The organism is Cupriavidus sp. OV096, from assembly GCF_900115455.1.
In the GTDB taxonomy this organism is placed as follows: Bacteria; Pseudomonadota; Gammaproteobacteria; order Burkholderiales; family Burkholderiaceae; genus Cupriavidus.
In genome coordinates, this window is the sequence record NZ_FOWM01000005.1 from 295,920 (window position 1) to 315,744 (window position 19,825).

Genomic DNA, 19,825 nt, shown 5'->3' on the forward strand with positions numbered 1-19,825 from the left:
TCGTCAGGCTTCGTCAGCGGGGCGCAGATGCGCGCTGGCTTCGTGCTCGATGCGCAGGTAGAGCGTTTCCGCCATCGGCTGGCGCATTTCCTCGAGGATGTGGCCGACCAGTCCGACCGAGCGCGCGGCCACGGCGAGGCCCCGGCAGATCTTCCAAGAAATGCCCATCTCCGAGGCCACCGCGGCCATCGCGCCGGTGACGTTGACGGGGAGGGGCCGGTTGGCCTGCTGCGTCGCCTGTTCGCCCAGCGCCACCATCAGCTTGATGTACGGGCCATCGAAGCCGGTTTCCTGGGCGACCTTGAACAGCGCCGGGGCGCGCGGGTCGATGGGCTTGTGGAAGGGATGGCCGATGCCCGGGAGGATCTCCTTCCGGCTGCGATAGCCCGCCACGATGTCGGTGGCCAGCGCGTTCATGTCGACGTCATCGCTCACGTCCCTGCCCGCGAGCGATTCCTGCAGCAGGCGCGCGGCGTTGTCCAGCGAGCCGACGAACACCGAGCCGAGCCCCAGCAGGCCGGCGGCCACGGCAGCCTGCACCGCCTCGGGCGCGCCGCAGTAGGTCATGCGGGTGGCCAGCGAGGACGGCGTGATGCCGTGCTCCACCAGGATCACCATCATCGCGTTGAACATGCGCAACTCGTTGTCGTCCGCCGGCAGCCGGCCGAAGATCTGCAGGAAGGCCATCTGGCCGAAGTCGAGCTTGCCGACGATGTCATCGCACAGGTCGAGGCCATGGATTACCACGCGTTTCGGCGTGGCCCAGGCGATGTCAGATTTGATTTCCTTGAGTTTCATGGCGTCTTCCTCGTGTTGTCTTGGGGGTTCGGTGCGGGTTGAAGGTGTCCCTTCGCGAGATCGCGCAGGACGTGCTTGAGAATCTTGACCCCATTGGGGCCGTCCACCTGCGGGAAGCTGTCCAACGCCACGATGCGCCGGGGCAGCTTGAACCCCGCGATGCCGCGCTTGCAGAACTCCAGCAGCGCCGCTTCGCTCACGTCTGCTGTCCGGGTGCGGATGAAGGCCACCGCGACATCGCCTTCGCCCTCCTGGTGAACGCCCACCACCTGCGCTGCCGCCACCGCCGGATGCGTGACGAGGAATTCCTCGATCTCGGCCGGATCGACGAGGTAGCCGCGCAGGCGCAGCGTGTCCTTGAGGCGCGACAGGTACTGGAACGCGCGGCCCTGCGCCCGGGCGAGGTCACCTGTGCGCAGCCAGCCATCGGCGGTAAAGGCGTCCGCCGTGGCGGTCGGGTTGTTGAGGTAGCCGGCCGTCACGTTGTAGCCGCGCAGCTGCAATTCGCCCTGTTCGCCTTCGGGGACGACTTCGCCGGTCGCGGGATCGACGATGCGAAACGAAATCACGGGCGCAACCGGGTGGCCTCCGGCCAGCCGGCGTTCGTCGCCAGTCGCGTTGGTATCGCGCAGCGCGGCCAGCGCGAAGCATTCGGACATCCCGTAGATGGCGGTGAGCGGCACCTGCCAGTCGGCCCACGCCTTGTCGGTGATGCGGCTGCCCAGCCCCGCGAACTCGGCGAAGCCGCCCCGGCGCCAGTTTCGGAAGCTGTGGCCGGGCACGCTGAGGACCATGTCGAGCATGGCGTCGGAGCCGTAGAAGTGGGTCACTGCATGGCGTTCCATGGCCTCGGCCGCGGCCTGTGCCTTGAACACGGGCAGGAACACGCAGGCCGCGCCTGCTGCCAGCGAGGAGATCGCCAGGACGAAGCCCATCACGCCGTAGAGGGGCAGGGCGCAGAGGGTGGCGTCGCCGGGCCGCATGTCCGTGGCCGCCGCCACGTTCAGCACGTGCGTGACGATGCCGGCCTGCGTGTGCACGGCCAGCTTGGGTTTGCCGGTGGTGCCCGAGGTGCTGAAGGTGCACCACGGGTCCAGCCCCTCGCCGAGGCTTGCCGCGCGCGCGGGATAGGCGTCCCACATGAACTCGCCGGTCACCGGCACGTTGACCACATGCTCCAGCGCGCCGACGGCGTGCTGGATGGCCGAGGCGGCTTCCATATAGTCGAAATCCAGGAAGCGGGTGGGCACCACCAACATCCGTGCCTGTGCCGTATTCACCACATGGAGCGCTTCGGCCGTTTTCAGCCGGGTGCTGACGGGCACCACCAGCACGCCCAGCTGTGCCGCGCCAAACAACAACTGCAGCCAGACGGCGCCATCGGGAATCCAGACGGCAAGCGTGTCGCCCCGGCGCAGGCCCCGCTCCCACAGGAAGCTGGCAGCGCGCTGGGACGCCTGCTGGAGTTCGCCCCGGGTAACGGGTTGGCCTGCCTGATAGAAGGCGGGCAGGTGCGGATCATGGGCGGTCAGGATTTGCTGATACATGAATCCGTCCCTCACTGCGCCAGCGCGGCGCGAGCAATCTGCAGGCGCTGCATCTCGGAGGTGCCTTCGCCAATGCGGAATGCCCGCGCGTCGCGGTAGAAGCGCTCGACCGGCAGCTCGCACATATAGCCCATGCCGCCGAAGATCTGGAGCACACGGTCGGACACCCGGCAGCCCATTTCGCTGGCGAACAGCTTGGCGCGGGAAGCGGCAATGCGCGCCGCCGGGTCGCCGGCTTCGATCAGTTCCGCCGCGCGGCCAATCAGCAGGCGCGCCGCTTCGATATCGACATCGTTGTCGGCGAGCATGAACTGGATGCCCTGGTGCTGGCCGATGGCGTTGCCGAACGCCTTGCGCTCGTTGGCGTATTCGCAAGCCATGGCCTGGCCCCGCGCGGCCAGGCCGAGCGAGCGGCTGGCGGAGAGCAGGCGGTCCTGGTTGATCGACTGCATCATGCCGAGGAAGCCGGCGTTGGGCGCGCCGAGCACGTCCTCGTCCGGGACGAAGCAGTCCTCGAGCGTGAAGCCGTTGAGGTGGTAGCCGCGCCAGCCCATCTTCTTGTAGCGCGTCATGCCGACCACGCCGGGGTTGCCCTGCCGGACGATAAAGGTGCCGAAGCGGTCCTTCAGCGAGGCGGCCGGGTTGGTCACCGCCAGGACGATGATGTAGTCCGCGGTTTCGGCATGGGAAATGAAGTGCTTGCTGCCGGTGAGCGTCCAGCCGCCCGGCACCTTGATCGCGCGGGTCTTCAGGCCGCCCAGGTCGGAGCCTGCGTTCGGCTCAGTCAGGGCGTAGGTGATGGTTTTCTTGCCGGACAGGACATCGGGCAGGAAGCCGGCGCGCTGCGCGGCGTTGGCCTGCGTGAGCTGCAGCGGCAGGTGGCCGAAGACTTCGCTCAGCGGCACCGATGTATAGGTCAGCTCCTCCAGCACCACGACCTTGGCGGCGGCGGAGAGGCCGGGGCCGCCGATGGATTCGGGCAGGTTGAAGCCGTATAGGCCCAGCCCCGCCACCTCGGCGCGCAGCTGCGCCAGCAGGTCCAGTTCGACGTCGTCGTCGGTCTCGATCTGCTGTTCGAGCGGTACCAGACGCTGGCGGACAAAGCGCCTGGCGGTCTCGCGGATCATGGAAAGCTCGGTGTCTTGGGAAGTGTCGTGCATGGTGTGCTCCTCGCCGGGGTTTTATCGGGCCATCGAAAACGTTTTCGAAAGAGTAGTGTTTGAACCAGGGGAAGTCAAGCAGGTGGGGCAAGGTCCTGCGGAAAACGGTTTCGGTCCGGATAGGCGCAGCCCGGCGCGGTGAGGGATAATGTTGTCCAAAGCACCTCAGGAATCCCAAGTGGACATCAAGGAATTTGCCGCCCATCTGAAGCTGTCGGTCAGCACGGTCTCCAAGGCGATGAACGGCCGGGCGGACGTCAGCCGTGACACGCGCGAACGCGTGCTGAAGGCCGCGGCGGAACTCGGATTCAGCCCGGACCCGGCTGGCCGGCGCCTGCGCCGCCAGTCGTCGGACACGATTGGCTTTGTGATCTCGGCGCCGCAGACGCAGTTCGCGCATCCGTTCTTCCTGAACATGCTGTCGGGGATCGACGAAGCGCTGGATGGCACCAACTACCAGGTGATCATCGCGTCCGGCCGCACCGTGGAAACGGAAATCGACGTTTTCAAGCGGCTGGTGGAGAAGCAGCGCGTGGATGCGCTGCTGTTCGGCCGTACGCGCCGGCACGATGAACGGATCGAATATCTGCTGGAACGGGACATCCCGTTCGTGGCCTTTGGCCGCAGCGAGAGCTCGCAGGACTTTCCGTTTGTCGATATCGACGCAACCGTGGTGGGCCGGGATGGCTGCGGGCGCTTTATCGCGTTGGGTCACCGCCGGATTGCGCTGGTGCACCCGCCCGAGTACCTGATGTTCAGCTACTGCCAGCGGCTTGGCTATGAAGAGGCGCTGCGCGCGGCCGGCATTCCGCTCGACCCGGCACTGTGCGTGGAGGAAGCCATGACAGAGGAGGGCGGGCTGCGCGCTGCACGTGCGCTGCTGGCGCTGCCCAATCCGCCCACGGCTTTTGTCTGCGGGCAGGACATGGTGGCAGTGGGCGTGATGCGGGCGATTGCCGAGGCCGGCAAGGTCGTGGGCCAGGACGTTGGCGTGATCGGCGGCGACGACCATCCCGTGGCGCGGCTCGTGACGCCGCCCCTCACGACCTTCACCGCCGAAACCAATCGCGTCGGCAAGCGCCTGGTGGAAATGCTGCTCGCCCGGCTAGACGGCGCGGACCCCAGGACCTTGCAGGAAGTCTGGCGGCCCGAGCTGATCCTCCGTTCGTCTGACGGCCCGCCCAGACCCCGCTAATCCCCTTCGATAATCGACCCGGCGCAAGCTTTGCCTTGTGCCGTGCCGCTCTGCATGCTATCTTTTACGAAAACGTTTTCGAACAAACCGGAACCGTATGGAGGGACAGGATGACGAGGTTTGAAAGTGCGGAAAGCGCCAGTTTTTCGACGCGTTTAAGGCTGCGCAACGGCGACACGGACCAGTTCCGGCACGTCAATAACGCGGCGATCGCCACCTGTTTCGAGGAAGCGCGGATGGCGATCTTCCAGCAGGCCGATCTGGCGCCCTGCATGGCAGGCAAGACCGTCGTGGTGGCGCACCTGGCCATCGATTTCCTCAGCGAGGTGTTCTACCCGGGTGAAATCGAAGTCAGAACCACGCCCGTGGCGGCCCGGAATACCTCGTTCGAACTGATGCAGGGGCTTTATATGGGCGACACCCTCTGCGCACGGGCCAAGGCGATCTGCGTGCTGATGGATGCCGCGCAAGCCCGGCCCACGCCGCTCCCTGATGCCTTCCGCGACCGCTTAACCCTCAGACCTTGCGCGTGACCATGAAAACCTTCACTACCTTGATTCTCGACGTCCGGGATGACATCGCCGTCATCACGCTGAATGACGTGCAGCGGCGCAATGCGCTGTCCCGGCGGATGGTCGGCGACATGTTCGACGCCATCGAGTCCAGCCAGGCGCAGGGCGCCCGGGCGCTGGTGATTGCCGCCAATGGGCCGACGTTCTGCGCCGGCGCCAATATCGATGACCTGCGCGATGGCTGGATGGAGCAGGCCGACCCCCGGACCGACCCCGCCTTGCTGTTCCGCCGGCTGGCGGAAGAGAAGCGGATCGTCGTGGCGGCGGTGCAGGGGCCGGCCGTGGGCGGCGGCTTCGAGCTGACGCTGGCCTGCGATCTGGTCATCGCGGAAGAGGGGGCGTGGTTCGCGCTGCCCGAGGTGACCCGGGGCGTCATCCCCAATACCGGGCTGGCGCTGCTCCAGCACATCGTCGGTACCCGGCAGGCACTCGAACTTGTACTCACCGGGAAGCGATTGCCGGCGCCCGAGGCGCTGCAACGTGGGCTGGTAAATGAAGTGGCGGAGAAGGGCGCGTCGCTGGGCCGGGCCTTCGAGCTGGCGAAATCCATCGTCGCCAACGCCCCGCCGGGCGCGCTGGCGGCGGCAAAGGGCCACCTCCACGCCCATGCCGGCTATGACTGGGGCCGGGTGGTCCGCTCTGTGTCCGACGTGCCGCGTGCCGAATGGCAGGAAGGGCTGGATGCCTTCACCGAGAAACGCGCGACGGATTTCGACCGCCTCTGGCAGGCCAGCCAAAGGGGGCAACAGGCATGATCGAGTACATCAACCATGCCAGCGCGCCGTTGCCGCGCGGCCATTATTCCCAGGCGGTCAAGGCGAATGGCTTGATATTCGTGTCGGGCCAGCTCCCGATTATGTTGGGCGATGACCTGAAAATCCCGGCCGGCCTCGACGCCCAGGTCAGGCAGGTGTTCGACAACCTGAAAGCCATCCTGCTGGCCTCGGGCAGTTCGATGCAGAACCTGGTCAACGTGCAGATATTCATCGCCGATATCGCCAACTGGCCCCGGGTGAATGAACTCTATGCCCAGATCCTCGGTGACGGCCCGGCGCCGGCGCGCACGGTGGTCCCGTGCCCGACCATCCACTATGGCGCGGAACTGGAAGTCAATGCGATAGCCGTGGCCTAGACGGCGCCGCAGCGCCCCATCAGCAAATGGTGCTCCGCTTAGGAGCTTTCTGGCCATCCTGTTTTCCGGGATGGCTTTTTTTTGCATTTTTCCCGCTGGTGGGCGGCATGCGTCACAGCGCAACACTTTTCATGCCGATTATCGATAGTTGTTAATTCGATGAAAGAAAAATTGACTTCCGTAAGACCGCGAAGTGGAGAAGGATCAGGCACGAAACCAGATTTCAGGGAGCCTGCCATGAGACGCATTGCGGTATCGAGCCTGCTTGCCGTTTCGCTCTGGGGCTGTAGCCACGCGCCATCGACGCCTCCGGCGGCTCCTGCGCCCCCCAGCGCTTCCAAATCGAACGCGGCGCCGCCCCCGGCCCCGGCTGCGTCTTCGTCCGCGCCCCCAGCGGCCAATGCCGTGGACCCGGCTGTGGTGCAGGCGCTGCAGAACATGGGCAAGTACCTCCAGACGCTGCGCACGTTCGAGGCGCAGGTGGACCTCTCCGGCGAGCGGGTGCTCCAGGACGGCCAGAAGCTGCTCCACATGGCCACGGCCAAGGTGGACGTGCAACGCCCGAACATGCTGCGCGCCGAGATGCGCAGTGCACGGTCCGCGCGCGACCTGATCTACGACGGCAAGACGGTCGTGCTCTACCTGCCCGAGCAGAAGTACTACTCGAAGGCGCCGTTCACGGAGAACCTGGACGCGCTGGGGAACCGGCTGCAGGAGCGGTACGGCATCGAGCTGCCGGTGGCGGACCTGTTCCTCTGGGGCACGCCCCAGGCGCCGCTCGACAACATGACCTCGGCGATGAATGCCGGCCAGGACGTGGTGGAGGGCGAGGTTTGCGACCACTATGCCTTCCGCCAGGGCAATGTCGACTGGCAGATCTGGATCGCCACCGGCGCGCGGCCCCTGCCGCGCAAGCTGGTCATCACCAATCGGGCCGATGAGGCACGCCCGCAATCGGTCTCGCTGATCCGGTGGCGCATCAATCCGGGCTTCAAGGAATCCCGCTTCGCCTTCACGCCGCCCCAGGGTGCCACCGAGGCGAAGTTCGTTCCGCTGAAGTCTCAGTAAAGGAGCTGCATCATGCATCACGCTATTGGGAAGGGCTTCTTGCTGTCGATGGCCGTGATCTTCCTCGCCGCAGCCACGGCGTGGGCCCCTGTGGCGGACGCGCGTCCCGCTGGCGGAGGCGGGCACGCGGGCGGCAATCGTGCCGCGGCGGCGCCGGCGCGGGGCGGCGGCGGTGGCGCGCAGCACGTCAACAACCAGCATGTGGATGCGCGCGCCAACAACGTGCGCAGCAACAGTGTCAACAGCGTCAATACCAACCGCAACGTGAACGTCAATTCGAACCGCAACGTGAACGTGAACGTGGAGGGCGGCGGCGGGTGCTGCCACAACGGCTGGGACAATGACTATCACCCCGTGGCGACGGCTGCGGCGGTGACCGCCACCGTTGCGGTGACCTCCGCTGTGATCGGCTCCATGGTCCGCACTGTGCCGCCCGGGTGCGCGCCGGTCAATTACGGCGGCATGGTGTACCAGCAGTGCGGCACCACCTGGTATCAACCGCAGGGCTCGCAATACGTGGTGGTGAATCCACCTTACTGACGGGCATGGTACGAGGGCCAGCGAGGGGTGGCCTTCCTGTTTCCCAAGTCGGGAGGGCAGTGCGCCTAGCGCCAGGCGTAGGCGATGCCGGCGCCGTAGGTCACCTGGTTGCGCGTGCCGCGCTGCGTGACGATGGGGCTGTCGGCGGCGCTGCCGGTGATGCGCTGGTAATAGACCATGGCGCCCGCATGCCAGTGCTTGTCGATCCGATAGATCGCCCCGAGCCAGCCCGTGCCCTGTTGCAGGCCGCTGCCGGGCGTGTAGACGGGCAGGCCGCTGGCGGCGCTGTCTTCGGTAGTGACGCCGAAGTAGGTCCGGTTGAAGCTGCCGCTTACCCACGTCAGGCCCATGCCGAGCCCGAGCATCATTCGGGTGTGCACGGGCACCCAGAAGGTACCCGTGGCCGACACACGGGCCCCGCCATACACGATGCCCGCGTTGGTCAGCACATTGATCCCGCCGCGCAGGCGGTACGGAATGCCGCCGCTATGGATGTACTCGTAGCTGATAAAGCCGCCGGCTTCCACGGTGGTGTCGATCTCGTGGATCCTGGCGACGACGGCGTCGTCGACATTGTTCCGCCCCAGGCGGAGCGAGACGGCCGGGCCGTACTGGAAGCCGGTCAGGCTGCCGAAGTTGAACTGGGCGTAGGGGCCATACCATTCCAGCAGCCGGCCGCTTTCCGAGGTGTAGCGCAGGCCCGGCAGCACGCCGATCATGCGTTCGTTGCCGCCCGCGTACTGGGTGGTGGAGCCCACGCCAACGCCAAACATGTTCGGGATCGTGCTGGGCAGGTCGAAGGGAGAGGCCATCGCCGTGGAGGCGGCGCCGGCCAGCAGCACGCCAAGGAACCGGCTCGGCGCAGGCTTCCGGCGGTAGGGCGGTCGCGCGCTCATCGTAAGAGTCTCCTTGCGGCGAACCCGCGCAGGCACGCGGGACTGGCCATCTGCGGATTGTGCAAGCGCACGGCCGGCAAGAGAAGTCAGTCTTTTCGGGCGGCCCGTTAAATGAAATCGACGCCTTCCCGCCGCTGGTTTGTGTCGATGTGTGTGTCGATTGGCCTGGCAGGTGCGGCCCCGCCCGGGCAGGCGGACGAGCCGGTGGAAGCGGTGGAAGCGGTGGAAGCCGTGGAGGGCGCGGCGAGCGCGGAAGAAAAGCAGGGCTGGATCGACCGGATCCTCACCAAGCTCGGCGCATCGGACGCCGTGGACGTGAGCCAGGGCATCGACTGGGGCGTGCTGCCGGGGCCGTTCTACAACCCGGAAATGGGCTTCGGCATCGGCGCGGCGGCCATCGGCCTCTACAAGCCGGGCAACGCCGCAGAGGAGACGCAGCTATCCACGCTGTCGATCCGCGGCTTCGGCACCGTGAAGGGCGCCTACGGCATCTCGATCGAGAACAACACGTTCTTTGCCGACGACAGCTACCGCTTTCTCATCGAGGCGGATCTCATCAACATGCCCACCGCCTACTGGGGCATCGGCTACGGCAGTGCCATCGACAACGCCAACAAGGAAGCCTTCACGCGCAAGGAGGTGGTACTGCAGCCCAAGATCATGATGCGGGTGCGTCCCAACATCTACTTGGGGGCGGGATGGAGCTTGCAGTACGACGATGCGGTGAAGCTGGAGCGCGGCGCCGACAGCAAGCTGGCGACCGACCCGCATGGCCCCCGCGTGCTCAGTTCCGGGGTCAGCGCGCATTTCTCGTACGACACGCGGGACTTCATCCCCAATCCCTACCGGGGCGAATCGCTGCTGGCCAACGTCACCGTCTACCGCCGCGAACTCGGCAGCGACACCGATATGGAGAACGTGGAACTCACGTTCAACAAGTACTTCCGCATGCGCGAGCGCGATGTGCTGGCCTTCGACGCCTACGCCAACATGAACTGGGGCGACGTGCCCTGGGACATGATGGCTACCCTCGGCAACAACAAGCGGATGCGCGGCTACTTCTCGGGCCAGTTCCGGGACAAGGTGATGGCGGGGGTGCAGGCCGAATACCGCTGGCACATCGCGGGGCGGCAGGGCATGGTGTTCTGGCTCGGCACCGGGGCGGTCAGCCCCAATGTGGGGGCGCTGTTCCGGGGGCACTGGCTGCCGAATGGCGGCATTGGCTACCGCTTCGAGTTCAAGCCGCGGGTCAATGTTCGCTTCGATGCCGGCGTGGGGCGCAACACGAAAGGCGTGTATTTCCAGATCAATGAGGCGTTCTGATCTTCACAAAAATGGACCTTCACAAAAATGTCACATTAACGTCACAATAGCGCTTCGGTCCGCCGCCGTGTAGAGCGGGGCCGCCTCCGGAGACAAGACGATGACGTTGTTCGCTGCCCGCCGTGCCCGGCAAGCCCTGGCCGTATTGGCCCTTACCCCGCTGGCCTTCGCGGCCGGCGTTGCCCACGCCGCCTGGCCCGAGAAGCCGATCCGGATGGTGGTGGGATTTCCGCCTGGCGGTCCGGTGGACACGCACGCGCGCATCCTGTCGGAGAAGCTCCAGCCCTTGCTGGGCCAGTCCGTGGTGCTGGACTACAAGGCCGGCGCGGCCGGCAATATCGGTTCGGACAGCGTGGCCAAGGCGGCGCCGGACGGCTATACGCTGTTGATCGCCAATACGGGCCAGATGTCGATCAACAATTCGCTGTATCCCAAGCTGCCGTACAGCATGCCGAAGGACTTCGCGCCCGTGGCGCGCACCGCGCTGATCCCGCTGGTCATGGTGATCAACAACAACGTGCCGGCACGGAATCTCAAGGAATTCATCGCCTATGCCAAGGCGAACCCGGGCAAGCTCAACTTCGCTTCGGGCGGTAACGGCGGGATCTCGCACCTGATGCCGGAGATGTTCAAGCAGGCATCGGGCACCTTCATCGTTCACATCCCGTACAAGGGCAGTGCGCCAGCGCTGACGGACGTCATGGGCGGGCAGGCCCAGATGATGGCCGATTCGATTCCGCTCTTCACCCAGTACATCAAGGCAGGCAAGGTCCGCGCGCTGGCGGTGACGTCCGGCAAGCGCTCGCCGGCGCTGCCCGATGTGCCGACGATGGAGGAGTCCGGCCTGAAGGGCTTCGAGGTGGTGGGCTTCTATGGGGTGCTGGCGCCGGCGGGTACGCCGAAGGAGATCGTCGACAAGCTGTCGGGCGCGCTGCGCACCGTGCTGGCCGACCCGGATACCAAGGCCAAGCTGGAAGCGCAGGGCGCCGAGCCGGCGTGGCAATCGCCGGAAGCGTTCGCGGCGACCATCATCAAAGAGCAACAGCGGTGGGGCCAGACGGTGAAGGTATCGGGCGCGAAGATCGACTGATCCGGGGCGGCGGGAGGCCCTGCCTCCTGCCTTTTCCCGGGTTTACCCTGACAAGAACGTGTCCGCGACGCAACAAAAGCACTGATTCGCATTACGATGTGTTGCAATCCCCACATGCAATGCCGTTACAATCTACACGTTTACTTACAAAGCTAAGTATTCGAGGTATTGCAAAAAAAATAAATATGTTCGGGGTGGGTTGCTATGCGTTTTTCAGTTCCTTTGTTGTTCGTGACAGTTTTGGGCTTGGCGGGCTGCGCCGCGCAGTCGGCGGAAGGGCAGCTGTCGCGCTCGCCCACGGTACGCGTGTGCAACGGCAATGCCTGCACCGAACAAGACCGACGCGTGAGCACATTCCGGGACGCGCCCGTCGATGCCGAGGCCGAGCGCCGCATGCAGGCCCTGACCGAAGTGGCGGAGCGCAATCCGAACGCGGCCTATGACCTGGGCCTGCGCCTCCTGCGCGGCGACGGCGTCGAGCGCAACAGCTATCAAGCCCTCGAGTGGATGCGCAAGGCCGGCGACAACGGCCACGTGCAGGCCCAGCTCGCGCTTGGGCGAATCTATCTGATGGGCTTCGAGGAAATGGGATCGGACCCGGCGGAAGCCGAGGCCTGGCTGACGCGCGCTGCCTCCAAGGGCAACAAGGAAGCCCGCGACCTGATTCCGCAAGCCCAGGCCGCCAAGAAGGACGAACAGAGTCTGTATCAGGTGCGTGAGGCGTATCGCAAGTCTTGGTACGCGTGGTACAGCGGCTACCCGTATTACTGGGTCTGGGGCCCTTCCGGCTGGCATCTGCGCTAAGCCGTCCCACCCTTCCTCTTTCCATCACTTCCAATAACAGGCGATTTCATGCCCAAGAAGACTTCTTTGCGCCTGGCCGCACTGGCCGCGTCCCTGGTTCTGGCTGGCTGTGCCGTCCCGGGCGGCGGCGGTAGCATCTCCACTGGTACGGCACCGACGGCAGCCACCGGCGCCGCGGGCGGCGCAAGCAGCGTGAATGCCAATCCGTCGCTGGAGCGCTGCGACGCGCCCCTGGGCACGCTCGCCGTGGACGATGGCCGTGGCAAGGAGTGGTACGCAAGCTTCGGCGCCACCACCAAGATCACGACCATCGAGCCGCTGATCCGCCTGGCCGTGCAGCAGTCGAACTGCTTCGTGATCACGTCCGTTGGCAATAACCGCACCGAAAGCAAGCTGTCGTCGATCACCGACAAGCAGCGCAATTCGGGCGAGTTCCGGGCCGGTTCGAAGCAGCAGAAGGGCCAGCGCGTGGCCGCCGACTTCTACATGGAGCCGGCCATCATCATCGATAACGACGCCACGGGCCAGTTGGCTGCCGGCGTGGGCAGCCTGTTCGGCGCCGCCGGCGCACTGGTTGGCGGTGCGATGCAAAGCAAGGCATCGGTCGTGACGCTGACCATGTTCGACATCCGCTCGGGCGTGCAGCTCTCCATCTCCGAAGGCAACGCCACGGCCACCAACTTCGGCGCCGCACTGGGCGCCTTTGGCGGCGGCGCGGCCGGCGGGCTTGGCGGTTTCTCCCGCACGCCGGAAGGCAAGGCCACGGTTGCAGCGTTCATGGACGCCTACAACAACATGGTGGTCTCGCTGCGCAACTACAAGGCGCAGGAAGTGAAGGGCGGCCTGGGCCGCGGCGGCCGACTCAAGGTCGGCTCGTAATCGCCTTCGTAATACCTCCGGCCGCCGTGCAACGCGGTGGCTGATTGGCGGGGATGACGGGCACTAGCCCGTCGCACCCCTGCCGCGTGTGTCGCCTTCGCGCAAGGCGACACGAATCCCCCCTACCGTACCTCCCCAAGCCGCGTCGTTCCGAATCGTGGAACATCCATGCGCTTTGCAGGGGCTCGTCCAGAATCGTTGCAGGCTTGCCGTCAGCGGCAGCCGGCATAACGACTGGAGGAGACAACGATGACTTTGCATAGGGAAAGCGCGGCCACACGCGCATGGCGTGGCGTGCATTGGCTGCTGTGCATGATGGTATGCATCACGGCAACTGCTGTGCACGCGGAGTACCCGGATCGGCCGATCAAGCTCGTGGTGGGCTTCCCGCCGGGCGGCGGTGGCGACCTGTACGGCCGGCTCATCGCGGATCAGCTCTCGCGCAAGCTTGGCCAGCCCGTGGTCGTCGAGAACAAGGGTGGCGCCGGCGGCATGATGGCGGCCGAGCAGGTGGCGCGCAGCAAGCCTGACGGCTACACGCTGCTGATGGGCATGAGCAGCAACATGTCGCTGGCGGCGGCGATCCGGGGCAGCGAACTGCCCTACAAGGTACCCGAGGACTTTGTCGCCATCGGCATGCTGGTCCAGGCGCCGCATGGCCTGTTCGCCGCCGCGGATCGCTACAAGAACGCCTCCGCTGCGTTCGCCGAAGCCAAGGTGCGGCAGATCAGCTACGGGTCGTCCGGGCCCGGCAGCGTGGGCTATGTGACCATGGAGATGGTCAAGGCGAAGGCCGGCGTCGAGATCGCGCCGATTCCCTACCGTGGCTCCGGTCCCGCCATCACGGACCTGCTGGGCGGGCATACCGACCTGTTCTTCGCCACCGCGCCGCCGATCATGGGGCAGGTCAAGTCCGGCAAGCTCAAGCTGCTGGCGTTGACGGGCGAGCAGCGCACCCCGGCATTTCCCGATGTGCCGACCTTCCGCGAACTGGGCATCGATGTGACGGTGACGCAGTGGTACGGCCTGGTGGCGCCCGCCGGCACGCCGGATGCGATCGTGCAGCGCCTGTCCAAGGCCGTGTCGGAAGGGCTGCGCAATGCCGAACTGCAACGCGTGGTGCGGCAGGATGGTGCCCGTGAAGTCGACATGCCGACCAGCAAGTTCCGCCAGTACATTGTCGATGACATCGCCCGCTACCGCGCCGGCATCAGCGACAAGCTGCTGAAGACGATGGAGGTGAAATGAACGCGCCACATCCTCCATTGCATCCCGTGGGCCTGCCGCAAGGGCTGACGCGGGAACTGGTGGCACACAGCCTGTCCGTGGCATCGGGCGGGCTGCCGACTGACGTGGGGCGTATCGCCCGTCACAGCCTGCTCGACTGGTTCGCCGTGGCGCATGCCGCGTGGCGGGAGGCACCGGTCCAGATCCTGCTGGCCGAAGTGCGGGAGGAGGGCGCCAACCCATGCGCCACCTTGCTCGACGGCTCGCGCGGCAGCGCGGTGCAGGCCGCGCTGGTGAACGGCACGGCGTCCCATGTGCTCGATTTCGACGATGCGCACCTGCAGTCCCGCGTCCATCCGTCGGTGCCGCTGTGGCCGGCGATTCTTGCGCAGGCCGAAGGGGGCCGGCATCACGGTATCGCGGTGCTGGCGGCCTTTGCCGCAGGCGTCGAGTTGCAGAGCCGCGTGGCGTCTTGCATGGGCGAAGATCACTACCGGCTGGGCTGGCACAACACCGCCACGCTCGGCGCACTGGGCGCCACGGTGGCTGTGGCCTCACTGCTCGGACTCGATGTCGACCGCACCGCGCATGCGCTGGGTATCGCCGCCACGCAGGCGGGCGGCATGCGCGCGCTGTTCGGCACAATGTGCAAGCCGTTGCACGCCGGGCAGGCTGCCGCGATTGGCCTGCGCGCCGCCCGGCTGGCGGCGCGAGGCTTCCAGGCAGTGCCAGACATCCTTGAGCGCGAGCAGGGCTTCGCGGCGTTGTACGCCGGCGCGTGGGATGCCGACGCAATCTGGTGCGATGCCACCACCTCGCGCGTGCACGGCATCGTCTACAAGTACCACGCGTCCTGCTACGGCACGCAGGCGCCGATCGAGGCCTGCCTGCAATTGCGCCAGCAGCTCGGTGCTGCAGCAGCCGAGATCGGGACGGTGGAGATCGCCATCGAGCCGCAGTATCTGGATGTGTGTTGTATCGCCAATCCCAGCACGCCATCGGAGGCCAAGTTCAGCATCGCCCATATGGCCGCGCTGGCGTTGGCCGGCCACAGCACCGTTGCGGCGGAAAGCTTCACCGCCGCGCTGGACGACCCTGCGCTGGCCGCGCTGCGCCAACGCATTCGTGTGCATGGCGAAGCCGCGATGCCGCGCGCGAACGCCCGGGCGACCGTGACGCTGGAAAACGGCCGCATGCATGCCTGCCATAGCGATGCGAGCCGTCCCGAGACCGATCTCGACCGGCAGGAAGCGCGCATCGCCAGCAAGGCGCGCACGCTGCTGGTGCCGGGGCTGGGCGCCGAGCGCACGGAAGCGTTGATCGCCACGGTCCTGTCCTGCGAGAGCCTTGCCGACGCCGCCGACTGCTTTATCCACTTCCGCCAGTAATCCCTATCCACAAACCGCCGCAATGCAAAGCGGGTGCCGGAGGAATCCCGGCACCCGCTTCTTGCTTGCGCAGCGCGTGTCAGCGCGCTTGCTGTCCCACCACCCGATCCACAAAGAACCCCGCCATGCCGGTATAGCCGTGCGGGTCGAGCATCTTGTCGATGGTTTGCGCATCGATGCCGGCCGCCACCTTCGGATTCGCCAGCAGCGCCTCGCGGAAGTCACCGCCGCGCTCGAACACGTCCATGCAGACCTCGTAGACGATCTCGTGTGCCTCCTGGCGCCCCAGTCGGTCGCTGAGCCCCATCATGACGGCCTCGGACATCAGCAGGCCGCGCTGGATGAACAGGTTCTTCTCCATATTGGCCGGGCGCACAGTCAGGTTGGCACACACGTAGCCGAGCTTCAACGCTGCCGCATCGCTCATGCAGCACAGGCGCGAGATGAACTCGCGTTCCGTCTGCAGCACGATCTTGTCGCGCTCGTGTTCGGCCATGATCGACTCCAGCGCCATCGGCGCGGTGTTGCGCACCAGACGGGCCAGCGCCACCACGGTTTCGCAGGTCGGCGGATTGCGCTTGTGCGGCATGGTGCTGCTGCCCACCTTGCCCATCGAGAACGGTTCTTCCAGCTCGGCCGTCTCGGTCTTTTGCAGGCTGTACACCTCATGCGCGATCTTGCCGATGGTGCCGGTGCAGATCGCCAGCACGCAGGCCAGCTCGGCGATGCTATCCCGCGAGACATGCCAGTGGATGCGCGGGCAGCCCAGGCCCAGCTCCTCGAACAGCGCCTCCTGCACCGCGATGCCCTTGTCGCCCAGTGCCGCCAGCGTGCCGACCGCGCCGGAGAACTGCCCCACCAGCACACGCTGCTTCATGGCCGCGAAGCGCTCCTGGTTCCGGCGCATCTCCTCGACCCAGACGGCAGCCTTGAAGCCGAACGTGATCGGCAGCGCCTGCTGGCCATGGCTGCGTGCCACCATGGTCAGGTCGCGGTGCGTCTGCGCCAGCTTCACCAGATGGCCCTCCAGCTCCGCGTAGCGGGTGCCGATGACCTCCAGCGCATCGCGCACCTGCAGCATGGTGCCGGTGTCGATGATGTCCTGCGTGGTGGCGCCCCAGTGGATGTACTCGGCCGCGTCGCCGCTGCACACCTTCTTCATGGCGCGCAGCAGCGGCACGATCGGGTGGCTGGTACGGTCCATCTCGCGCTTCAGGTCGGGCAGGTCGATCAGCTCGACCCGCGCCTTCGCGCAGATTTCGTCGGCGGCGCGCTGGGGAATGATCCCCAGGCGCGCCTGCACTTTGGCCAGCGCGGCTTCCACATCGAGCCACCGCTGCACCGTGGTTTCATCACTGAAAATCTCGCGCATCTGCGCGGTACTGAACTGGTCCCGGAACAGGGCGCTGTCGATGACGTATGCGGCCATGTTTGTCTCCTCCTTATTGGTGCGCGCGATTCGCCGGATCAGGCGGCTTCCTTGAGCTGGCTGACGGCTTCCATCGCGCGCAGCGAATACACATAGGCCGCGCCGGCATTGAGGGCGATGGCGGTACCAAGGGCATCGCTGATCTCCGCCTCCGTGGCACCGGCCTTGACCGCCGCTGCGGCGTGAGACGAGATACAGCCGTCGCAGCGCGTGGTCACGGCCACGGCCAGCGCAATCAGCTCGCGCGTCTTGGCGTCGAGCGCGCCGTTCGATCCTTGCGCTGCTGCCAGGTTCCGATAGGCTTCCAGCATCTTCGGGTTGGAATTGCCGAGACGGTTGTAAGAACGCTTCAGCGTGTTGAGCAGATCGGGCCAGTTCATGAACATCGACATGCGGAATCTCCTTGGATGATGTCGGGGGGGGAAATCGGGGGGTTACTGAACCTACTGAACCTTCACGTTGCCGGCTTTCACAACCTTGTGCCAGCGGGCGATGTCATCGGCCAGGAAGCGCTTGAAGTAGTCGGGCGACTCCATCATGGTTTCCGCGCCCTCGCTCCGCATGCGTTCACGGAACGCCGGATCGGACACGGCTTTGTTAATGGCCGCATTGAGCCGATTGATGATCGGCGCCGGCGTGCCGGCCGGGGCCAGTACCCCGTACCACGCGGCCATGGTCATATGCGGCATGCCCGCCTCGACCATGGTGGGCACATCGGGCATCAACGGCGAGCGGCTGGCGCTGGTGATGGCCAGCACGCGCATGCGGTTATTGGACTTCACCGCCATGACCGACGGGATATTGATAAACGTGTACTGGACCTCGCCGCTCAGGATCGCGACGATGGACGGCGCGGAGCCTTTATACGGCACGTGGCTGGCCTTGATGCCGGTCTCTTGCCGGAACAGCTCGCCGCCAAGATGCTGCGAACTGCCCGCGCCCGACGACGAGAAGTTCACGCCATCGTCATTCTTCTTCTTGGCGTAGGCCACGAACTCGCTGACCGAACTTACCCCGAGCGATGCGGGCACCACCATCAGGTTGGGGCTCTGTCCGAACACCGCGACCGGCGCGAAGCTCTTGATCGGGTCATAGTCGAGCTTGTTGTACAGGCTGATGTTGACGGCCAGCGCGCTGGAACTGAGGAACAGGGTGTAGCCGTCCGCCGGCTGCCGGGCCACATAGCTGGCCGCGATGTTCTGTCCCGCGCCCGGCTTGTTCTCGACAACGACGGGCTGCCCCAGCGCGATACCAATCTGCTGGCCGATCAGGCGCGCCATGATGTCCGTGCCGCCGCCGGGGGCGTAGCCCACCACAAGATGGATCGGCTTGGACGGATAGGGCCCCTCGCCCTGCGCGTGGGCGCCCGTGGCGGCCATCCCCGCCATGGCGACGGCCACGGCCGCTGCAAACCGCTGGATCTTCCCGTTCATCGTCTGTCTCCTTTGTCTTTGTTATCGTGCCTGCCGTGCCTCGGCTTGCCGGTTCACATAGGCCGTCAGCCGCTGCTGCAAGCCGGCGCATGCCGCCGAACGCACGAGCGCGGCAAGGTCGCGCGCGTCGTCGAGTTCGGCATTGCCATCGAGGGCACCGGCGAGCGGGCCGTCTAACGCGTTTGCAACCGGCGCCGTGAACGTGGCCGGGGCCGCTTCCACGCGTGCCGTGGCAAGGCCGGCGGCAAGCGCCTCGGTATCAGCGATGACGCACGCGCGCTCGATCCAGTCCCGCGCGCGAGCCGTACCGATGCGCGCGGCCAGCCGCCGGCTGCCAAGCACGAGCCCGAAGCCGCGCCAGCCTGGGAAGGCGAAGCTCGCCCCCGCTACTGCGATGCGTACCGCGCAGGCAGCAAACAGGTCGGCGCCGGCGCCCATGGTGCGGCCGTGGGCGACGGCAATCGTGGGATACGGGGCACGTGCTACGCGCTGGAGCAGCAGTTCGATCCGTGTGAAGCGCGCCAGCAGGCTGTCATCGGTTTCGTCAGCTAACCCGGAGAGATCGAAGCCGGTGCAGAAATGGCGTCCCGCGCCGTCGATCACAAGACAGGCCGGCGGGCGGGCCGCGCAGTCGTCCAGCGCCGCATCGAGTGCATCGAGCAGGTCGCGGGACAAGGCGTTGCCCTGCTGCGGCCGGTTCAGTGTCAGCCGGCACACGTTGTCGTCCCAGCGGAGCAGCAGCGGCGCTTCGCTCATGCGGACGCCTTTTCCACGTTGGCGTAACCGGAGATGAAGGTCTTCATCGCGCCGGTAGCCGCATCGAACACATGCCGGGACTGCTTGCCGATATCGGTGCCGTACACATGGATGCTGATGGACACCTGGTCGTCATAGGCATTGCGCACCACGTGGATGTCGCCGATTGCAGGGGAGACGAAGGCCACGTCGCCCGGATCGAGCCGTTCGGCCTCGCCGGTCTCGACCATGCCGGCCGCGCCCTGCGCGTACGCCTGTCCCACTTCGGCACCGCGCAGCATGCCGATCGCGCCCCAGGTGCAGTGGTCGTGGATCGGCGTCTTCTGGCCCGGCCCCCACACGAAGCTCACCACGCTGTAGCGGTCCTCCGGGTCAGCGTGGAGCAGGTACTGGCGGTAGTACTCGGGATGCGGCACGGCGAATTGCGGGTCCAGCCAGTTGTCCTGCGCCACGAGGTCGCCCAGCGCCTGGCCGACTTGTTCGAGCGTGGCTGCCTCGGGCTGGCTGGTGTCCGCGACGATGGCGTCCATCCGGGCGATGAAGCGCCGCAGTGGCTGGGTGTCTGCTGTGGATGTGTTCTGCATGGTG

The 19,825-nt window shown here is 66.1% G+C and carries 21 protein-coding genes; 12 read left to right on the forward strand and 9 right to left on the reverse strand.

Features of this window, described 5'->3' with window-relative positions; translation table 11 throughout:
* Positions 1 to 3 precede the first annotated feature (3 nt).
* From BM115_RS14285 to BM115_RS14295, 3 genes are read right to left on the reverse strand one after another with little or no spacing between them, the layout of a single operon-like run.
* Positions 4 to 798 carry a citryl-CoA lyase gene (locus BM115_RS14285; protein WP_092294868.1) on the reverse strand — a complete coding sequence of 265 codons (795 nt, stop codon included), beginning with the start codon at positions 796 to 798 and terminating at the stop codon, positions 4 to 6.
* Positions 795 to 2,345: an AMP-binding protein gene (locus BM115_RS14290; protein WP_092294870.1), complete on the reverse strand. Its 1,551-nt coding sequence runs from the start codon at positions 2,343 to 2,345 to the stop codon at positions 795 to 797. The genes BM115_RS14285 and BM115_RS14290 overlap by 4 nt, the downstream gene beginning before the upstream one ends.
* 11 nt (positions 2,346 to 2,356) lie before the next feature.
* Positions 2,357 to 3,505 (reverse strand): acyl-CoA dehydrogenase family protein, encoded by a 1,149-nt coding sequence (locus tag BM115_RS14295; protein ID WP_092294872.1) that lies wholly within the window; start codon positions 3,503 to 3,505, stop codon positions 2,357 to 2,359.
* A 178-nt stretch (positions 3,506 to 3,683) separates the two neighbouring features.
* Here BM115_RS14295 and BM115_RS14300 point away from each other — a divergent pair, with 178 nt between their 5' ends.
* The 6 genes from BM115_RS14300 (at position 3,684) to BM115_RS14325 (ending at position 8,012) form a co-directional block, all read left to right on the forward strand.
* Positions 3,684 to 4,700, forward strand: a complete 1,017-nt coding sequence (locus BM115_RS14300) for a LacI family DNA-binding transcriptional regulator (protein WP_092294874.1) — start codon at positions 3,684 to 3,686, stop codon at positions 4,698 to 4,700.
* Positions 4,701 to 4,810: 110 nt separating this feature from the next.
* On the forward strand, positions 4,811 to 5,233 hold the full coding sequence (locus BM115_RS14305) for an acyl-CoA thioesterase (RefSeq protein WP_092294876.1): 423 nt from the start codon (positions 4,811 to 4,813) through the stop codon (positions 5,231 to 5,233).
* Between the two features lie 2 nt (positions 5,234 to 5,235).
* Positions 5,236 to 6,027, forward strand: a complete 792-nt coding sequence (locus BM115_RS14310) for an enoyl-CoA hydratase/isomerase family protein (protein WP_092294878.1) — start codon at positions 5,236 to 5,238, stop codon at positions 6,025 to 6,027.
* Entirely contained in the window at positions 6,024 to 6,404 is a 381-nt protein-coding gene (locus tag BM115_RS14315) for a RidA family protein (RefSeq protein WP_092294880.1), read from the forward strand. The genes BM115_RS14310 and BM115_RS14315 overlap by 4 nt, the downstream gene beginning before the upstream one ends.
* 237 nt (positions 6,405 to 6,641) lie before the next feature.
* Positions 6,642 to 7,472, forward strand: coding sequence for a DUF2092 domain-containing protein (locus BM115_RS14320; protein WP_092294881.1), 831 nt, complete (start codon positions 6,642 to 6,644; stop codon positions 7,470 to 7,472).
* 12 nt (positions 7,473 to 7,484) lie between these two features.
* Entirely contained in the window at positions 7,485 to 8,012 is a 528-nt protein-coding gene (locus BM115_RS14325) for a hypothetical protein (protein WP_092294883.1), read from the forward strand.
* A 65-nt stretch (positions 8,013 to 8,077) separates the two neighbouring features.
* Here the strand turns inward: BM115_RS14325 and BM115_RS14330 are convergent, their stop codons facing one another.
* Positions 8,078 to 8,908, reverse strand: a complete 831-nt coding sequence (locus tag BM115_RS14330) for a MipA/OmpV family protein (RefSeq protein ID WP_255370822.1) — start codon at positions 8,906 to 8,908, stop codon at positions 8,078 to 8,080.
* A 111-nt stretch (positions 8,909 to 9,019) separates the two neighbouring features.
* On the opposite strand from BM115_RS14330, the gene BM115_RS14335 reads away from it, so the two are divergent.
* From BM115_RS14335 to BM115_RS14360, 6 genes are all read left to right on the forward strand, one after another.
* Entirely contained in the window at positions 9,020 to 10,231 is a 1,212-nt protein-coding gene (locus BM115_RS14335; RefSeq protein WP_255370823.1) for a BamA/TamA family outer membrane protein, read from the forward strand.
* A 100-nt stretch (positions 10,232 to 10,331) separates the two neighbouring features.
* Positions 10,332 to 11,321, forward strand: a complete 990-nt coding sequence (locus BM115_RS14340; RefSeq protein WP_092294885.1) for a Bug family tripartite tricarboxylate transporter substrate binding protein — start codon at positions 10,332 to 10,334, stop codon at positions 11,319 to 11,321.
* Positions 11,322 to 11,666: 345 nt separating this feature from the next.
* Positions 11,667 to 12,125, forward strand: coding sequence for a tetratricopeptide repeat protein (locus BM115_RS14345; RefSeq protein ID WP_369823423.1), 459 nt, complete (start codon positions 11,667 to 11,669; stop codon positions 12,123 to 12,125).
* A 48-nt stretch (positions 12,126 to 12,173) separates the two neighbouring features.
* Complete coding sequence (locus tag BM115_RS14350) at positions 12,174 to 13,004, forward strand: hypothetical protein (protein ID WP_092294889.1); 831 nt, start codon at positions 12,174 to 12,176, stop codon at positions 13,002 to 13,004.
* Positions 13,005 to 13,253: 249 nt separating this feature from the next.
* On the forward strand, positions 13,254 to 14,252 hold the full coding sequence (locus BM115_RS14355; protein WP_092294891.1) for a Bug family tripartite tricarboxylate transporter substrate binding protein: 999 nt from the start codon (positions 13,254 to 13,256) through the stop codon (positions 14,250 to 14,252).
* The gene (locus BM115_RS14360; RefSeq protein WP_092294893.1) at positions 14,249 to 15,619 is read left to right on the forward strand and encodes an MmgE/PrpD family protein; all 1,371 of its coding nucleotides are present in this window, start codon (positions 14,249 to 14,251) and stop codon (positions 15,617 to 15,619) included. Before BM115_RS14355 ends, BM115_RS14360 begins: the two co-directional genes overlap by 4 nt.
* Before the next feature lie 79 nt (positions 15,620 to 15,698).
* Here the strand turns inward: BM115_RS14360 and purB are convergent, their stop codons facing one another.
* The 5 genes from purB to BM115_RS14385 are packed head-to-tail and all read right to left on the reverse strand — an operon-like array spanning position 15,699 to position 19,821.
* Positions 15,699 to 17,048, reverse strand: a complete 1,350-nt coding sequence (purB, locus tag BM115_RS14365) for an adenylosuccinate lyase (protein ID WP_092294895.1) — start codon at positions 17,046 to 17,048, stop codon at positions 15,699 to 15,701.
* Between the two features lie 38 nt (positions 17,049 to 17,086).
* A complete protein-coding gene (locus BM115_RS14370) occupies positions 17,087 to 17,434 on the reverse strand; it encodes a carboxymuconolactone decarboxylase family protein (protein WP_092295109.1) in 348 nt (115 codons plus the stop codon).
* A gap of 57 nt (positions 17,435 to 17,491) precedes the next feature.
* Entirely contained in the window at positions 17,492 to 18,481 is a 990-nt protein-coding gene (locus BM115_RS14375) for a tripartite tricarboxylate transporter substrate binding protein (protein WP_092294897.1), read from the reverse strand.
* Positions 18,482 to 18,502: 21 nt separating this feature from the next.
* Entirely contained in the window at positions 18,503 to 19,237 is a 735-nt protein-coding gene (locus tag BM115_RS14380; RefSeq protein WP_092294899.1) for an enoyl-CoA hydratase/isomerase family protein, read from the reverse strand.
* On the reverse strand, positions 19,234 to 19,821 hold the full coding sequence (locus BM115_RS14385) for a cysteine dioxygenase family protein (protein ID WP_092294901.1): 588 nt from the start codon (positions 19,819 to 19,821) through the stop codon (positions 19,234 to 19,236). The genes BM115_RS14380 and BM115_RS14385 overlap by 4 nt, the downstream gene beginning before the upstream one ends.
* Positions 19,822 to 19,825 lie beyond the last annotated feature (4 nt).

Excerpts from the sequence above, each read along its gene's own strand:
- BM115_RS14295 (WP_092294872.1), bottom strand. The coding sequence starts at position 3,505 with ATGCACGACACTTCCCAAGACACCGAGCTTTCCATGATCCGCGAGACC.
- BM115_RS14335 (WP_255370823.1), top strand. The coding sequence starts at position 9,020 with ATGAAATCGACGCCTTCCCGCCGCTGGTTTGTGTCGATGTGTGTGTCG.
- BM115_RS14325 (WP_092294883.1), top strand. The coding sequence starts at position 7,485 with ATGCATCACGCTATTGGGAAGGGCTTCTTGCTGTCGATGGCCGTGATC.
- BM115_RS14355 (WP_092294891.1), top strand. The coding sequence starts at position 13,254 with ATGACTTTGCATAGGGAAAGCGCGGCCACACGCGCATGGCGTGGCGTG.
- purB (WP_092294895.1), bottom strand. The coding sequence starts at position 17,048 with ATGGCCGCATACGTCATCGACAGCGCCCTGTTCCGGGACCAGTTCAGT.
- BM115_RS14340 (WP_092294885.1), top strand. The coding sequence starts at position 10,332 with ATGACGTTGTTCGCTGCCCGCCGTGCCCGGCAAGCCCTGGCCGTATTG.
- BM115_RS14385 (WP_092294901.1), bottom strand. The coding sequence starts at position 19,821 with ATGCAGAACACATCCACAGCAGACACCCAGCCACTGCGGCGCTTCATC.
- BM115_RS14360 (WP_092294893.1), top strand. The coding sequence starts at position 14,249 with ATGAACGCGCCACATCCTCCATTGCATCCCGTGGGCCTGCCGCAAGGG.
- BM115_RS14305 (WP_092294876.1), top strand. The coding sequence starts at position 4,811 with ATGACGAGGTTTGAAAGTGCGGAAAGCGCCAGTTTTTCGACGCGTTTA.
- BM115_RS14330 (WP_255370822.1), bottom strand. The coding sequence starts at position 8,908 with ATGAGCGCGCGACCGCCCTACCGCCGGAAGCCTGCGCCGAGCCGGTTC.
- BM115_RS14380 (WP_092294899.1), bottom strand. The coding sequence starts at position 19,237 with ATGAGCGAAGCGCCGCTGCTGCTCCGCTGGGACGACAACGTGTGCCGG.
- BM115_RS14290 (WP_092294870.1), bottom strand. The coding sequence starts at position 2,345 with ATGTATCAGCAAATCCTGACCGCCCATGATCCGCACCTGCCCGCCTTC.
- BM115_RS14350 (WP_092294889.1), top strand. The coding sequence starts at position 12,174 with ATGCCCAAGAAGACTTCTTTGCGCCTGGCCGCACTGGCCGCGTCCCTG.
- BM115_RS14375 (WP_092294897.1), bottom strand. The coding sequence starts at position 18,481 with ATGAACGGGAAGATCCAGCGGTTTGCAGCGGCCGTGGCCGTCGCCATG.
- BM115_RS14285 (WP_092294868.1), bottom strand. The coding sequence starts at position 798 with ATGAAACTCAAGGAAATCAAATCTGACATCGCCTGGGCCACGCCGAAA.
- BM115_RS14315 (WP_092294880.1), top strand. The coding sequence starts at position 6,024 with ATGATCGAGTACATCAACCATGCCAGCGCGCCGTTGCCGCGCGGCCAT.
- BM115_RS14320 (WP_092294881.1), top strand. The coding sequence starts at position 6,642 with ATGAGACGCATTGCGGTATCGAGCCTGCTTGCCGTTTCGCTCTGGGGC.
- BM115_RS14310 (WP_092294878.1), top strand. The coding sequence starts at position 5,236 with ATGAAAACCTTCACTACCTTGATTCTCGACGTCCGGGATGACATCGCC.
- BM115_RS14370 (WP_092295109.1), bottom strand. The coding sequence starts at position 17,434 with ATGTTCATGAACTGGCCCGATCTGCTCAACACGCTGAAGCGTTCTTAC.